General features: G+C 59.7%; 11 protein-coding genes. 6 read left to right on the top strand and 5 right to left on the bottom strand.

Going from position 1 to position 15,648, the window contains the following annotated elements:
• Positions 1–12 precede the first annotated feature (12 nt).
• Together ROLI_RS05875 and ROLI_RS05880 are read left to right on the top strand one after the other, a co-directional pair.
• Positions 13–1,509, top strand: coding sequence for an NAD(P)(+) transhydrogenase (Re/Si-specific) subunit beta (locus tag ROLI_RS05875; protein WP_187428712.1), 1,497 nt, complete (start codon positions 13–15; stop codon positions 1,507–1,509).
• A 396-nt stretch (positions 1,510–1,905) separates the two neighbouring features.
• On the top strand, positions 1,906–3,186 hold the full coding sequence (locus ROLI_RS05880; RefSeq protein WP_187428711.1) for a DUF3422 family protein: 1,281 nt from the start codon (positions 1,906–1,908) through the stop codon (positions 3,184–3,186).
• A 155-nt stretch (positions 3,187–3,341) separates the two neighbouring features.
• Here the strand turns inward: ROLI_RS05880 and ROLI_RS05885 are convergent, their stop codons facing one another.
• The 3 genes from ROLI_RS05885 to ROLI_RS05895 all read right to left on the bottom strand — a co-directional run bounded on the left by ROLI_RS05885 (position 3,342) and on the right by ROLI_RS05895 (position 7,179).
• A complete protein-coding gene (locus tag ROLI_RS05885; protein ID WP_187428710.1) occupies positions 3,342–4,328 on the bottom strand; it encodes an ABC transporter permease in 987 nt (328 codons plus the stop codon).
• Complete coding sequence (locus tag ROLI_RS05890; protein ID WP_187428709.1) at positions 4,321–5,328, bottom strand: ABC transporter permease; 1,008 nt, start codon at positions 5,326–5,328, stop codon at positions 4,321–4,323. Before ROLI_RS05890 ends, ROLI_RS05885 begins: the two co-directional genes overlap by 8 nt.
• 120 nt (positions 5,329–5,448) lie before the next feature.
• Positions 5,449–7,179, bottom strand: coding sequence for a peptide ABC transporter substrate-binding protein (locus ROLI_RS05895; RefSeq protein ID WP_187428708.1), 1,731 nt, complete (start codon positions 7,177–7,179; stop codon positions 5,449–5,451).
• Positions 7,180–7,458: 279 nt separating this feature from the next.
• On the opposite strand from ROLI_RS05895, the gene ROLI_RS05900 reads away from it, so the two are divergent.
• The 4 genes from ROLI_RS05900 to ROLI_RS05915 all read left to right on the top strand — a co-directional run bounded on the left by ROLI_RS05900 (position 7,459) and on the right by ROLI_RS05915 (position 13,277).
• Complete coding sequence (locus ROLI_RS05900; protein WP_187428707.1) at positions 7,459–9,300, top strand: ABC transporter ATP-binding protein; 1,842 nt, start codon at positions 7,459–7,461, stop codon at positions 9,298–9,300.
• Positions 9,301–9,306: 6 nt separating this feature from the next.
• Positions 9,307–10,470 carry an acetylornithine deacetylase gene (gene argE / locus ROLI_RS05905; RefSeq protein ID WP_187428706.1) on the top strand — a complete coding sequence of 388 codons (1,164 nt, stop codon included), beginning with the start codon at positions 9,307–9,309 and terminating at the stop codon, positions 10,468–10,470.
• Positions 10,471–10,575: 105 nt separating this feature from the next.
• Entirely contained in the window at positions 10,576–11,922 is a 1,347-nt protein-coding gene (locus ROLI_RS05910; protein WP_187428705.1) for an FAD-binding oxidoreductase, read from the top strand.
• A gap of 188 nt (positions 11,923–12,110) precedes the next feature.
• The gene (locus ROLI_RS05915) at positions 12,111–13,277 is read left to right on the top strand and encodes a M20 aminoacylase family protein (protein ID WP_187428704.1); all 1,167 of its coding nucleotides are present in this window, start codon (positions 12,111–12,113) and stop codon (positions 13,275–13,277) included.
• Between the two features lie 6 nt (positions 13,278–13,283).
• Here ROLI_RS05915 and ROLI_RS05920 read toward each other — a convergent pair whose 3' ends face one another.
• Together ROLI_RS05920 and ROLI_RS05925 are read right to left on the bottom strand one after the other, a co-directional pair.
• Positions 13,284–14,345 (bottom strand): glycosyltransferase family 4 protein, encoded by a 1,062-nt coding sequence (locus tag ROLI_RS05920; RefSeq protein ID WP_187428703.1) that lies wholly within the window; start codon positions 14,343–14,345, stop codon positions 13,284–13,286.
• The gene (locus ROLI_RS05925) at positions 14,342–15,640 is read right to left on the bottom strand and encodes a 3-deoxy-D-manno-octulosonic acid transferase (RefSeq protein ID WP_187428702.1); all 1,299 of its coding nucleotides are present in this window, start codon (positions 15,638–15,640) and stop codon (positions 14,342–14,344) included. The genes ROLI_RS05920 and ROLI_RS05925 overlap by 4 nt, the downstream gene beginning before the upstream one ends.
• Positions 15,641–15,648 lie beyond the last annotated feature (8 nt).

Raw genomic sequence — 15,648 nt, forward strand, 5'->3', positions numbered from 1 at the left:
GGGGACGGACAGATGGAATTTGGATTTACGATTGCAGCCTACGCGGTTGCGGCGGTTCTCTTCATCCTCAGCCTTGGGGGCCTGAGTGGTCAGGAAAGCGCGAAACGCGCCGTTTGGTATGGTATCGTCGGCATGGCGATTGCCGTGGTTGCGACGCTGATCGGACCGGGGCAGGGGCTGGGGATCGTCTCGATTGTCCTGATCGTCCTGGGGGCGGCGGTTGGCTATCAACTGGCGACCAAGGTGCAGATGACGCAGATGCCGGAACTCGTGGCGATCATGCACAGTCTTGTCGGTCTGGCGGCGGTATTTGTAGGCTTTAACGCCGATCTCATGATCAACAGCATGGACGCTTTGTTCATCGAGAACGCTTTGACGCTTGGGGCGGTGGGGCCGGACGGTTATACCGCCATTGGCCTGCCCAAGGAGATCTATGACGGGTTGTCCTCCTTTGGCCAGCTGATCGCCAAGAAATCGAGCGTTGAGATCAACATCCTCAAGGTCGAACTGGTGCTGGGCATCTGGATCGGGGCGGTGACATTCACCGGATCGGTCATTGCCTATGGCAAACTGGCTGGCAAGGTTGATTCCTCGGCGACGAAACTGCCGGGGGGGCATCTGCTGAACGCGGGTGCGGCCGGGCTATCACTGGTGTTCACCATCATGTATCTGGGCGGCTCGGGGAGCTGGACGCTGGTTCTGCTGACGATCCTTGCGCTGTTCATCGGCTATCACCTGATCATGGGTATTGGCGGTGCGGATATGCCGGTGGTTGTGTCGATGCTCAACAGCTATTCCGGCTGGGCGGCTGCGGCGATTGGTTTCTCGCTGGGCAATGACCTCTTGATCGTTGTGGGCGCGCTTGTGGGCTCCTCTGGTGCGATCCTCAGCTACATCATGTGTAAAGCGATGAACCGGTCGTTCGTGTCTGTGATCCTCGGGGGCTTTGGCGGGCCCGCCGGAGAGCAGATGGCAGTGGAAGGGGAGCAGATTGCCATCGAGGCGGACGGCGTTGCCACCGCGCTGAATGAAGCCGATAGCGTCATCATCATACCCGGTTACGGTATGGCTGTGGCACAGGCCCAGCAAGGCGTGGCCGAACTGGTGCGCAAACTGCGCGCACAGGGTAAGAAAGTGCATTTCGCGATCCACCCGGTCGCGGGGCGTTTGCCCGGTCACATGAACGTTCTGCTGGCCGAGGCGAAGGTGCCTTATGACATCGTGATGGAAATGGATGAGATCAACGATGATTTCCCCACGACGGATGTCGCGATCGTGATCGGCTCCAACGACATCGTGAACCCGGCGGCACAGGATGATCCGAACAGCCCCATCGCGGGGATGCCGGTTCTGGAATGCTGGAAGGCCAAGCAGGTGTTTGTGTCCAAACGCGGGCAGGGCACCGGGTATTCGGGGATCGAGAACCCGCTGTTCTTCAAGGAGAACACACGGATGTTTTATGGCGATGCCAAGGCGAGCCTCGACAAGCTGCTGCCGATGATCGACTGACACGGTCCGGGTCATCCAGTTTTAGAATGGAAAAACGCCGGTCTCGCAGATCGGCGTTTTTTTGTTGCGGACGAGCAGGTAGCGGGCGTTTCCAGATTTTCGGCATTTCACGGACAGGGCAGCCGTGGTTTTAGCACCGCGTTTAACGCTCGGATTAGGAAAAGATGTGGAAAGCGGAGCTATCGTTTTCACTCTTTATATCAGCGCGTTGCGGGCCTTAGGGGTCCTGCAGGAGAAGGTCAATAGGATGCATCACCTGCCCTAAAGAAGACGGGTTGGCGGTTTTGAAACCCGAAGCGGTATACAATTGCATTCCCTTAACATATTGAAAACATATAAAAATTTGACATTGTGAAATTTGACGTTATGTCTGATGAAAACACGCGGAGTAGTGGCATGTCGCCGATCACAGATCATCCCTTGCGCTATAAGCTCGCCAATGAGTTGCACGCGCGCCCCTTTCCGTCCATGAGCGCGCCTTGCTCGGCGGTTTACATTGCGATCAAGCAACCCAATGACGCCGTCAGCCGGGATCGTGCCGGTGATCTGGCCCATTTGACGGCACTGCTGGACCGGCACGGGGCCGCGCATCCGCAACCGGGGGCGACGCATTATTATGGCCAGATTGGGAAATACTGGTTGAAATGGGAACAACACACGGAATTCGTGACCTATACGGCCTTTCACGAGGGCGGTGTCGAGCGCGCTTTTGATCCCACGCAGTTTGATGTTTTTCCCGCGGATTGGCTGGAGGCGGCACCGGGGCAGCGGATTACCTCTGTTCTGTTGAACGTCGAGCCGATGCCCGAGAATGACAATATCAACCAGAAATTGGACGAGTGGTTCGTGACAGAAAGTCTTGCGGCCTCGGAGGTGTTGGACCATGAGGCGATTGTGGCCGGGGATTTTCGGATCGACATCAACGGGCATTTGCGGTTTGCGATTTTCGCCAAACCTGAGACCGGCACCCGGCGGATTGGACGGATCGTGCAACGGCTTTGTGAGATCGAAACCTATAAGACCATGTCGATGCTGGGGTTTGCCCGCGCACGCGCCTTGCAACCCAAGCTTAATGATCTGGACAGTAAGCTGACCGGGTTGATGAGTGATATGTCGGATGAGGATGCACCCGCGGAGTGGACGTTGCACAATCTTCTGGCGATTTCCGCGGAGTTGGAGACGCTGGCGGCGCAATCTTCGTTTCGGTTTGGTGCCACGGGGGCTTATGAGGCCTTGGTCAATCAACGCATCGAGGCGCTGCGCGAGCACCGATATCAGGGACGTCAGCATTTTGCCGAGTTCATGATGCGCCGTTACGCGCCCGCCATGCGCACGGTGAATTCCGCCGAGCGACGGTTGGAGTCGATGTCGAGCCGGTCGATCCGGGCGTCAAACCTGTTGCGCACGCGGGTGGATGTGGAGCGTTCCGCGCAGAACCAGTCGCTGTTGGAGAGCATGGACAAGCGGTCGGATTTGCAGTTGCGATTGCAGCGCACGGTTGAGGGGCTCTCGGTGGTGGCGATCAGCTATTACGCGGTGTCGCTGGTGGGCTACCTGCTTTATCCGCTGACCCAGGCCACGGGGATGAGCAAGGGGATGCTGACGGCTTTGGTGACTGTGCCGGTTGTTCTGTTTGTGTGGTGGATGGTGCGGCAGTTGCGCAAGAAGGTCGAGTAGATCGGTTTTACGTCGCTTGAAAAAGCGACGCGTGTGGACAAGTGGATTTCTAAAAGAAATCTGTGGTCCAGCACCCGGTTTTTATTGCCGGATGACGCCGCTCGGCGCTCTTTGGGCTGCGCCAAAGACGCCCCGCCCGCCGTCCCACGGTGCGCTTAGCGGCCTCTGATCCGGGGATCGAGCGCGTCGCGCAAGCCATCACCGAGGTAGTTCACCGACAGCACCGTCAGCGAAATCAGAATGCCCGGCAGCATGACCCGTTCGGGGAATTCTTCCATACGAGGTACAGCATCCGAGAGCAGTTTGCCCCAGGTTGGAAAGTCCGAAGGAAAGCCCACACCCAAAAAGCTGAGCGCGCTTTCGGTGATGATCGCGGTGGCCAATCCCAAAGTCGCGGACACCATGATCGGGGAGACCACATTGGGCAGCAGGTGGCGCCTTATGATGGCGAAGGGTTTGGTGCCGATGGAGCGCGCCGCCAGGATGAATTCGCGTTCTTTGAGGGCGAGGATCTCGCCGCGCACAATGCGCGCGGTTTGCATCCAGGAGGTGATGCCGATGACGCCGACGATCAGGATGAACATGCCCGTTTCGGGTCCGAAACTGGCGCGCAGCGGTTGGCGGAACAGGGTCACGGCCACCAGCAGGAGCGGCAGGATCGGCAGGGATAGAAACAGATCCGTCAGGCGCATCAGCGCCCCGTCGAGCCGTTTGAAATATCCCGCGCAGACGCCGACAGCCGTACCGATGGAAAGCGCCAGGATCATCGCGGTCCACCCCACGGCCATGGAGGCGCGCCCGCCCGCGATCAAGGTCGCCAGGATATCGCGGCCCAGGTTGTCCGAGCCGAGCGGTTTCACCCAGCTGGTGCGCGCATCGCCATCCCAGAGCAGGGTATAGAGCGGGCGCATGTCCTTGTTTCGGATATCAAGCGCCTTGGGGTCCACGTTCCATATGAGAGGGCCAATCAGCACGAACAATGTGATGAACAGCAAAAAGCCGCCACCAAAGAGCGCGCCCTTGTGTTTGCGGAACTGGTCCCAGACGTCGCGCCATTGGCTGCGAGGGGCTTTGGGTGGTTCTTTGTCCTTGAGGGCGCCGTAAAGTTCGGCGTCCGAGGGCGGTGTCACTGTATCAGTCATAACGGATCCTCGGGTCGAGAAGGCCGTAGAGGATATCGGCGATCAGGTTGAAAAACACGATCAGGATCGCAAAGATGAAGGTCAGCGTCATGACCATTGGCAAGTCATTGGCAAAGAGTGCCGTGAGCAGCAATTGACCGATCCCGTTCACCTTAAAGAGCGTTTCGGTAATGATCGCGCCGCCAAAGATCGAAGGGACACCCAGGGCGATCACGGTAATGATCGGGATCATGGAATTGCGCAGGACATGGACCAACACCACCGTGCTTTCCCGCAGGCCTTTGGCGCGGGCGGTACGCACATAATCCTGGTTGAGGTTGTCGAGCATGGAGGCGCGCATGAAGCGGCTGATCTGGGCGGTGGTTTGCAGGGCCAGCACCATGACTGGCATGACCATCTGTTGCATCTGTGTTTTGAAACTCGCCCAGTCATTGACCACGAGGGTGGTGTCATAGATCGAGGGGAACCAGCCCAGGTTGACCGAAAAGATCACGATCACCACCACGCCGGAGAAGAAGGGTGGCACCGAAAAGCCGATCATCGACACGAAGGTCCCGGCCTGATCGAAAACAGAATATTGTTTGTAGGCGGAATAGATGCCGATGGGCAGGGCAATCAGGATGCCCACGATATAGGACATGCCCACGACCCAGAGCGTTTGCGGCATGCGTTGCACGACGATGTCCATGACGGGCGAGCGGGTCTGCCAGGAGATCACGCGTTGTTTGCCTTCGGCGAAACCGGTACCGAACCAGTGATCGATCAAGACCTGCGGTTCGACCCAGAAGAATTGCACCAGCCATTTCCAATATTGGACGTGGGCAGGCGCCCCGAGACCAAGGGCTTCGCGCATCTTCTCTTTGACTTCGGGGGGCACGGTGAGGGGCACCTGCGCCATCGGATCACCCGGGGCCAGTTGCAGCAACGCGAAGATCACCAGCGAGATGAACAACAACGTCGGGATCGATAGAACGAGCCGTCGGATTGTGAAAGTCAGCATATGCTACGCCTTTATGCGGTAGTCTTGTTATTCTTGCGGGCAAGGCGTCGGGCAATCAACCCATGATCGCCAAATGCGGGCAGGGGCCTGCGATCTCGCAAGCCCCTGCCCAAATACGCATCAATTGGCGATCCGGTACCAATCCGCGATGTTCCAAAGCTCGCTGTCCCAATCCGACATTTTGACGCCGCCCAGCGTGTTTGCATGCGCCGAGGGGTTGCCACGGTGGATCAGCGGTATGATCGAATAGCTCTGCACGAGCATATCGTTCATCTGCTTGGCGAGCGCGCCGCGTTCGGCCAGATCCGACGTTTGTGACATCTGTTGGACCAATGCATCGTATTCTTCGCGGCAGAAACGTTGCATGTTGTTGCCCTGCCACTGGGTTTCAGGCCGCGGGATATCGGCACAAACCCAATTGCCCATATAGGCTTCGGGGTCGACGCCAGCGAAGTTGTTGGTGTACATCTCCACGTCCGCATAGAACTTCTGGAACGTGTCGGGCGAGCCGGGGTCGCTGCCAAAGAATACCGAGGCGTCGATGTTGCGCAGTTCGGTTTCGACACCAATTTGGTTCCACCAATCCTTGATCAGCGCCTGGGTGTCCTGCCGCACGGCATTGGTCGAGGTCTGGAACAGGAGGGTCAATTCGACCCCATCCTTATCCCGCACGCCGTTCCCGTTTGTATCGACCCAACCGGCCCCGTCCAAAAGCGCGTTGGCCCCGGCAATATCTTGCGTCAGGCAAGCATCATTTGCGGTAGAGGCATAAAGCTCGGGCGCGGGCAGCACGTTACAGGTCGGCTGACCGCCTGCGCCATATCCGATTTCATCGATCAGGGCGCGGTCGATGGCCATTGACAGCGCCGCACCAACGGCCGGATCCGTCAGAAACGGGTGTTTATTTTCGCCGTTCATGAAAACCGAGCGTTGGTCCGGTCCCAGGCTAGGGTCCGCGTTGGTCTGGTTGACCATGATCCGCTCTACGGAGGTGCCATAGGCGGCAACGACGGTGCCTCTTCCGGCCTCTTCCATGCGCGACAACACGTCAGGCGCAAGCTGGAGGTTCCAGGCATAGTCAAATTCGCCGGTTTCCAGAACCGAGCGCGCCGCCGCCGCCGCATCACCGCCGCCCTTGAGCGTGACGCTGGCAAAGGCGGGCTTGCCGGCTTCACGGAAATTCTCGTTGGCGACATAGGTGATCACGTCATTGGGACGGAATTCGCTGACCACGAAGGGGCCGGTGCCGATGGGGCCGAAATTGGCCTCGGTGCATTCCGGGGCACGTGCGCCCAGGCAATCCTGAAACTGCGCCTTTTGCAGAATCGGTGATTCATTTCCCACAAATGCAGTATAGGGAAAGGGCTTTGGCGAAGTGAAAGAGATTTTAACGCCGCGCTCGCCCACGGCTTCGACGCTGCTGATGCCGTCAAAGTAGCTCAGCGATGCGCAACCGCTCTCGGGATGGGTGCAATACTCATGGGTGAAGATCAAATCATCCGCGCTCAGGGCCGAGCCATCAGACCACGTGACGCCTTCTTTCAGGGTCCAGGTGATCGAGGTCAGGTCTTCGGCGACACCGGCATTGTCAACGGTGGGGATGCTTTCGGCTAGCCAAGGCACCATTTCGCCCTTTTCGTTGAACCGCGCGAGCGATTCCAAAACAAGGCTCGCCGCTTCGTTTTCCTTGGTGCCGCCCGACAGAAACGGGTTCAGCGTCGAGGGTGCCTGCCAGTAGATGATGTTGAGCTGACCATCGCGGCCACGCTCGCCTTCATGCCCATCTGCCAGCACGACCGGGGCGAAGGCGGTGGTGGCGATGGCCCCCATCAAAAGGGTTCTGAGTTTCATATTATACTCCATGTTGGCACTTTATTGCCGTTGTGCGCCTTGATTGCGGTGCAGGCGCCTTTTTTTGTGCGTTTCGGATGCGGTATGTCCCCGCCGCCCTGAGATTGCATATTAATGCAGTTTTTGAGCCGTAATGCCGCACGCATACACGTATCGAAGCATTTTTTACAGAAAAAGCAACCCTTGAGATGATTGCTTTTGTGGCAATTGTTCTGGACGGGTTTGACAGGGCGGTTGTCTTGCCCTTAGCGTTCGGGGAGGGCGAAGACAGGAGCGAAAATGCTGGATGATCAAAACGGCGGTGACGTGAAACCGATTGCCCGGATCAAGGGATTGCGGGTCGAGTTCCAGACCAAGGATGGTCCGGTGCTCGGCGTGGAGGATGTTTCCTTTGACATCAATCCGGGCGAGACGGTCTGTGTCGTCGGGGAAAGCGGGTCGGGAAAATCGGTCTCCTCGCTGTCGCTGATGCGTCTGGTGGAGTTCGGCGGGGGCGCGATCACCGGCGGTCAGTTGTGGTTTGATCGCCCGGCCGCGGATGATGTCGATCTGGTCACAACCGATCCCGAAATCATGCGCTCCATGCGCGGCAACGAAATAGGCATGATCTTTCAGGAGCCGATGACGGCGCTCAACCCGGTGTTCACGGTGGGGCGGCAAATGACCGAAGGTCTGCGTTTACACAAAAACATCGGCAAGGCGGAGGCGGATGCGCGCGCTTTGGAGTTGCTGCGCGAAGTGCGTATTCCCGAGCCTGAACGGCGTCTTGCGCAATATCCGCATGAACTGTCGGGTGGCATGCGCCAGCGGGTTGTGATCGCAATGGCACTGGCCTGCAAGCCGCGCCTATTGATCGCGGATGAACCCACCACGGCGCTGGATGTGACCATTCAGGCCGAGATTCTGGCGCTGATGGATCGGCTGAAACGTGAAACCGGCACGGCGGTGATGTTCATCACGCATGATATGGCGGTGGTGGCGCAGATGGCCGACCGTGTCGTGGTGATGTTTCGCGGCAATAAGGTTGAAGAGGGCCCGGTCGCCGAGATTTTCGAGAACCCGCAGCATCCCTATACCAAGGCCTTGCTGGCAGCGGTGCCCAAATTGGGCGAGATGACCGGCAAGGCTTACCCCGAACCGATGAAGCTGCTTGGTTCGGAAAAGAACGCGATCCACCCCATTCCCGGCACGAATGAGGCCTTGTTGACGGTTCGTAATCTGACAACGCGGTTTCCGGTCAAGGGCGGGTTTCTACGCCGTACGGTGGCGAATGTTCACGCGGTTGAGGACCTGTCCTTTACGCTGAACAAGGGGCAGACGCTGAGCCTTGTGGGGGAGAGCGGCTGCGGGAAGTCCACCGCCGGGCGGTCGATCCTGCGGCTGGTGGACCCCCTGTCGGGCGAAATTAATCTGGACGGCAAGGACATCATGGCGCTCGACCCGGCGGCGCTGCGCGAGGCGCGTCTGGACATGCAGATGATCTTTCAGGATCCTTTTGCCTCGCTCAACCCGCAGATGCAGCTGTCGGATCAGGTGGCCGAGCCGATCCATAATTTCGCCACGCTCAAGGGGGCGGCGGTGCAAGAGCGCGTTGGCATGTTGTTTGACCGCGTGGAATTGCCCCGCAGCTTCATGCGCCGTTTTCCGCATGAGCTATCGGGCGGGCAACGCCAGCGGGTCGCCATCGCTCGGGCGCTGGCGCTCAATCCCAAGCTGATCATCGCGGATGAGGCCGTGTCGGCGCTGGACGTCTCCGTGCAGGCGCAGGTGCTGAACCTGATGATGGAATTGCAAGCCGAGCTTGGGTTGTCTTTCCTCTTTATCAGTCACGACATGGCCGTGGTCGAACGCGTCAGCCACCGCGTAGGCGTCATGTATCTGGGCCGGATCGTTGAGTTGGGCCTGCGCGCGCAGGTGTTTGAGAACCCGCAGCATCCCTATACGCAAGCCTTGATGAAAGCCGTGCCCATCGCAGATCCTCGCCAGCGCAAGGATGAAAGCGAGTTGAATTTCAAGCCGATCCCCTCGCCGATCCACCCCGTCGGATATATGCCCGCACCTTCCGTTTACCGCGAAGTAAGCCCGGGCCATCTGGTGCTTGAAACCGATAGCGGGTATTGATCCGGCATGAATGAACGTCTCGACCCTGTCAGCATCATGCGCAAACTCGTGTCCTTCCCGACGGTGAGCCGCGATACAAATCTGCCGCTCATCGACTGGGTGGAGAGCTACCTCGCCGGTCACGGGATCCAATCGCACCGATATGCCGATCCGCAGGAACCCAAAGCGGCACTTTTTGCCCATGTCGGCCCCTGGGAAGAGGGCGCTTTGGTGCTGTCGGGGCATACCGATGTGGTGCCGGTGGATGGGCAACTCTGGGACACGGACCCCTTTGAGGTGGTCGAGCGGAGCGGGAAATACTTCGGGCGCGGCACCTGTGATATGAAGGGGTTTGACGCGCTTGCGATCTGGGCGCTGGTGGAGGCGCATCATACGGGCATCAAACGTCCGCTCCAGATTGCGCTCAGCTTTGACGAGGAAGTTGGCTGTACTGGCGCGCCCCCGATGATTGCGGCGATGCAAGGTGTTCTGCCCAAGGGGTCGGCCGTGATCGTCGGCGAACCCTCTTCGATGCGGGCCGTGTCAGGGCACAAAGGGGGCACGGGTTTTGATACGCACGTCAGAGGATTTGAGGTGCACAGCTCCCTCATGGATCGCGGCGTGAATGCGATCATGTATGGGGCCAAACTGATCGAATGGGCCAATGAGATGAACGCACAGAACCAGGCCGCAGTCCCAAGCAATCTGGCCGCCATGTTCGACCCGCCCTATACAACTTTGCATGTGGGCACGATCGAGGGCGGCACGGCCCATAACATCACCGCCAAAGACTGTCGCTTCGCCATGGCTTTTCGCGTCGTGCCGGGAGAAGACAAGGCGGAATGGGAAGCGCGGTACCGTGCACGTGTGCAACAGGTCGAGGCGATGATGCAATCGGTGGTGCCCGAGACATCCATAGAGGTCACCCCGCGCTTTGACGTTGAGGCGCTGCGCCCCGAACGTGAGGGTCAGGCCGAAAGTCTCGTTCGCAGATTGACGGGCGATAACGCGAGCCATGTCGTGAGCTACGGCACCGAAGCCGGTCAGTTTCAGCAGGCCGGATATTCCGCGGTGATCTGTGGGCCCGGCGATATCGCGCAAGCCCATCAACCGAATGAGTTTATCGCGGTGACCGAGTTTGAAGCAGGCCATGAGTTCATGCGCAAACTGATAGACCGCCTGAGCCAATGACGCCATCAAGACGGCGTATGTCGCGGCGATCCCCTCGCGTAGGGTGGGCTTTAGGCCACCTTTGCTCGACGCCGATCCCGACCCCGATCTGGGCCCCGCACTGACATGCAGGCCTTTCCCTTCTCGGACACCACCCCACGTCGTTTCACGGCTGCTTTGCCGTCACAGGCGGATGTTGTTGTCATTGGCGGCGGGGTGATCGGGGTCTGTACGGCGCTTTTTCTGGCCCGCGCCGGGCAGCATGTGGTCCTGCTCGAAAAAGGCTGCATCGCAGGGGAGCAATCCAGCCGGAACTGGGGGTGGATCCGCCAGCAGGGGCGTGATCCGGATGAATTACCGATTATGATCGAGGCCAATGGCCTGTGGCGCGTGCTCGCCAGCCAGACCAACCAGGACATCGGGCTGATCCAAGGCGGCGTCACCTATTTGGCGCAAACCCCGGCACAGATGGACCGCTACAGCGCCTGGACCAAACATGCCCGCGCGCAAGGCGTGGACACGCGCGTCCTGACCGCGGCGCAGGTACCACAGCATGTCCCGAATATGTCCAAATCCTATGTTGGCGCGCTTCATACCGCGTCGGACATGCGCGCCGAGCCCTGGCGCGCCGTGCCGGCTCTGGCCGATATCGCCGCGCGCGCAGGCACCGTGATCATCGAAGACTGTGCTGTGCGGTGCCTGGATATAGCAGGCGGCAGGGTCGCGGGCGTCATCACCGAAAAGGGGCGCATTGCGGCCCCCGAAGTGGTGCTGGCGGGCGGCGCGTGGTCCTCTCTTTTCCTGCGCAACCATGGCGTGGCCCTGCCACAGCTTTCTGTCCGCGCGACCGTTGCGGCCACCACCGCTTTGCCCGCCGTGGCGGAGGGGGGTGTTGCGGATAGCACCATCGCCTTTCGCCACCGCGCCGATGGCGGCTACACGCTGGCACCGGGTGGTTTTCACGAATTGTTTCTGGGCTGGGACGCCCTGCGCGCCTTGCCAAAATTCCTGACGCAACTGCGCGCGGACCCCTTTTGTACGCGGTTCCTGCCCGGTGCACCCAAAGGATACCCCGATGGCTGGCGCACGCCGCGCCACTGGTCTGGTGGTACCGCCAGCCCCTTCGAGGTGATGCGCGTCCTGAGCCCGACACCGAACATGGGGCGCGCGCATCGTTTGAAAGCTGATTTTGCAGAACTTTTCCCACATCTGCCGCAATTTGATCTCTCACACGCCTGGGCGGGCATGATCGATACCATGCCCGATGTGGTGCCCGTCGTGGACCGGGTTGCCGCGCTGCCGGGCTTGACGCTGGGCACCGGCATGAGCGGCCATGGCTTTGGCATCGGCCCGGCGATGGGGCGTATCCTCGCAGACCTTGTGATGGGCACCCCGACGGGTCACGATCTGTCAAGGTTTCGCCTGGCGCGCTTTGGCGATGGCAGCCCAATGCGCCTTGGACCGGCACTTTGACGCGCAAGGGTTGGCATCAAATTCGCGCGATTTCCTTGAAGCCCGCGCCTGTGGGGTTAACATATCGTCGGGCGCGGGACTCGGATCTGCCCTGCGAACTTGCGACATCGGATGGAAAATATCAAAACTTCTGTTGTCACCGGTACGTAAAATCGGCTTAACAGTGTGATCTCAAGGAGCCCACCCCAATGCCAGTTAAAAACCGTTTTGCCGAATTGCACGATGAAATCACTGCCTGGCGGCGGGACATGCATGAAAACCCGGAACTGCTTTTCGATACGCATCGCACCTCGGCGCTGGTGGCTGAAAAGCTGACGGATTTTGGATGTGATGAGGTGGTCACGGGCATCGGGCGCACAGGTGTGGTGGGGGTGATCCGGGGTAAATCGGATGTCTCGGGCAAGGTGATCGGCTTGCGCGCGGATATGGATGCGCTGCCCATTCATGAACAGACAGGCCTTGCGTATGCTTCAAAAACGGAGGGCGCGATGCATGCCTGTGGGCATGACGGGCATACGGCGATGCTGTTGGGGGCTGCGAAGTACCTCGCGGAAACGCGCAATTTTGATGGCACCGCCGTGGTGATTTTTCAGCCCGCAGAAGAGGGCGGCGGCGGCGGGCGCGAAATGTGCGAAGACGACATGATGGCGCGTTTTGGCATTCAGGAAGTTTTCGGTATGCACAATTGGCCGGGCATGCCGATGGGCAGTTTCTCCATCCGGCCCGGCGCGTTTTTCGCCGCCACGGATGTGTTTGATATCGAGGTCGAAGGTCTGGGCGGGCATGCCGCCAAACCGCATGAAACCGTGGATTCCACCGTTGTGGCAAGCCATATCGTCATTGCCCTGCAGACCATTGCCAGCCGTTATGCGGACCCGGTCGATCAGGTGGTTGTGTCGGTGACCTCATTTGAAACCTCTTCCAACGCCTTCAATGTGATCCCGCAGCGTGTGCACCTCAAGGGCACGATCCGCACCATGTCGGCTCAAATGCGCGATCTGGCCGAAATGCGCCTGAACAAGATCACAACCGGCGTTGCCGAGAGTTTCGGCGCGACGGCGCGTGTGGAGTACGAGCGCAATTATCCGGTGATGGTGAACCATCCCGAGCAGACCGAATTTGCCGCGCAGGTGGCAACTAAGGTTTCAGGTGGATGCGAGGAGGCCCCCTTGGTCATGGGGGGCGAGGATTTCGCCTTCATGCTCGAAGAACGCCCAGGCGCCTATATTCTGGTCGGTAACGGACCGGGGGCGGCGGTGCATCACCCGGAATATAATTTCAACGACGACGCCATCCCCGCCGGATGCAGCTGGTGGGCAGAGATCATCGAACAACGGATGCCTGTTACGGGCTGAACCCGCTCAGGCGGCCAGCAATTTGCGATAGATTGCGATGATGGAAGCGGCTTCCTGCTCGATGCGAAAACGGCGCAGGACGTTTTCGCGCGCGGCCTTTGACATGGCTTTCAGGGCCGCGGGATCACTCAAGATGCGCGCCACCTGCTCGGCAATTCCCGCCCCGTCCTCGATCTCGAGCAGATGCCCGGTTTCGCCCTCCACGATCAATTCCTCGAAGGCCCCGACCTTCGTGGCCACCACAGGCGCGCCGCAGGCCATGGCCTCCAAGGGGGTCAACCCGAAGCCTTCCCAACGTTGTGGTGCCACATAAAGATCAAGTGCCTGAAAGTGACGCGCCAGATCGGCAATCGGCACCTCGTCGCGAAACAGAATGCGATCCGACAGCCCCGCATCGGCGACGTCCTCTTTGAGTTTTTGCAAAAACGCCTGATGCTCGGGCGTCGCGCGCCCCATCATCAAGGCCTTGGCATCGGGGTGTTTGCCAAAAACCTCGATCATCGCGGCGATGAACAGGTCATTGCCTTTTTGATGCCGGATGCGTCCGAAACAGCCGATCAACGGCCCATCGTGGGGCAAATCAAGCTCCTGGCGCAGGGCTGCGCGGTCATCAACCGGTTGAAACAGATCGCAGTCAATGCCGTGCCGGATCACCGTTGCCTCGCGTTCCAGATAGCTGGCTGATTTTGCAGAGGTCGCGATCACCGCGTCCATCTGCCGGATCAGCCAGCGCGTAAAACCGGTGTGTCGACGCTGTGCGGCAGAGGTGAAAAGCAGCTTGAGCCGCTTGCCTGCGAGATATTTCAACGCCAGCCCAGCCACCATTTCCACATTACGCCGCGCGTGCCAGACACGGGCCCCGGACGGACCGTTGCGGGGCAGGCCAAGTAGCTTGCCGGGGGCCAGATTGGGCACCTCGGGTGGCAATTCGGGGGCGCAGGCAGTGATGGCGATATCCTTGGCCTGCAAGGGGACAAGGCGGATCACGGTGGAGGTCACGCCGGAATGGCGGCGCTTAAAACTCGGGGCGATCACGTCGATATCGCGGGCTGGTGTCAGCTGTGTCATCGATTGTCGTCTTCCAGCTTCAAGATGTGGATGAGCCTTGCGGCAATTCGGGTGAGTTCGTCGGATTTGCCCTGCACAAAAGCGCGCGCGGCCCTGAGGCTTGCCGCTTTATGCGCCCCATCCTGCAACAGGTGCCCCACCGAAAACGTCAGGGCCTCGACATCCGCCACGATTTCGGCCGCACCGGTTTCCACCATTTTATTAATGGTTTCCGCAAAATTAGTAACATGCGGGCCGGATAAAACAGCGGCCTCCGATTGTACGACCTCAAACGGGTTATGCCCACCGATGGGCAAAAGCGAGCCCCCCAGAAACACGACATCACTCAGGGCATACCAATTGCCCAATTCACCCAAAGTGTCCGCGAGATAGACGGCGTGGTCGTCCCGCGGGAGCGCGCCATCGGAGCGCAGAGCGTATGTCAGATCGTGTTTCGCAATCAGTTTCGCAACCTCGTCGCTGCGATCCGGATGGCGTGGCACCAGAATCAACAATAGGTCGGGGATGGTTTGCAGCAGGGTCTTATGGGCGTCCAGAACGGTGGTTTCTTCGCCCTTATGCGTGGAGGCGGCGACCCAGATGGGGCGGGCCTTGATTGCGGTACGAATCTGCGCCAGCAGGGCGGGATTTTGCGGCAAGGGCGCGGACATGGATTTGAGGTTGCTGCCGCGTGCCACGCGGTCCGCCGGGGCGTGCATGTCCACCATCGCCTGCGCCATATCGTCGTTTTGCGTCAGGATCAGATCAAAGACATCCAGAACATAGGCGGCAAAGCCCGGTCTGCGCGCCCAGGCCGCGCGCGATTTGGCAGAAAGGCGCGCGTTAACGAGCGCCATCATCGTGCCGCGCGCGCGGGTCATGCGCAACATGCGCGGCCAAAGTTCGCTTTCCACAAAAATTGCGGCTGCGGGGCGCCAATGGTGCAGGAACCGCGTCAGCGGCCCGCCCGCATCAAGGGGTGCAAATTGATGCACGGTGCGCGGGGGCATGCGATCTGCAACCAGTTTGGCCGACGTGGGTGTCCCGGAAGTGATCAGAAAATGTGCTCGTGGCAGCATTTCACCCATCCGCGTAATCAGCGCCAAAACCGACAGGCTTTCCCCGACCGAGGCCGCGTGAAACCAGATCAGATTGCCCGATCCGATGCGGGGCTGGCTGGCATGGCCCATTTTCTCATGGGCGCGCAACGCAGACAGGCCTTGACGGCGCAGCTTGCGGATTTCAAACCAGGCCACAAAAGGGGCCAGTAAAACAGTGGCAGCCACATAGAGATGAAAGAGCGGCGGCGCGCGCATGAGTGGGA

Source organism: Roseobacter fucihabitans, from assembly GCF_014337925.2.
Taxonomy (GTDB): Bacteria; Pseudomonadota; Alphaproteobacteria; order Rhodobacterales; family Rhodobacteraceae; genus Roseobacter; species Roseobacter fucihabitans.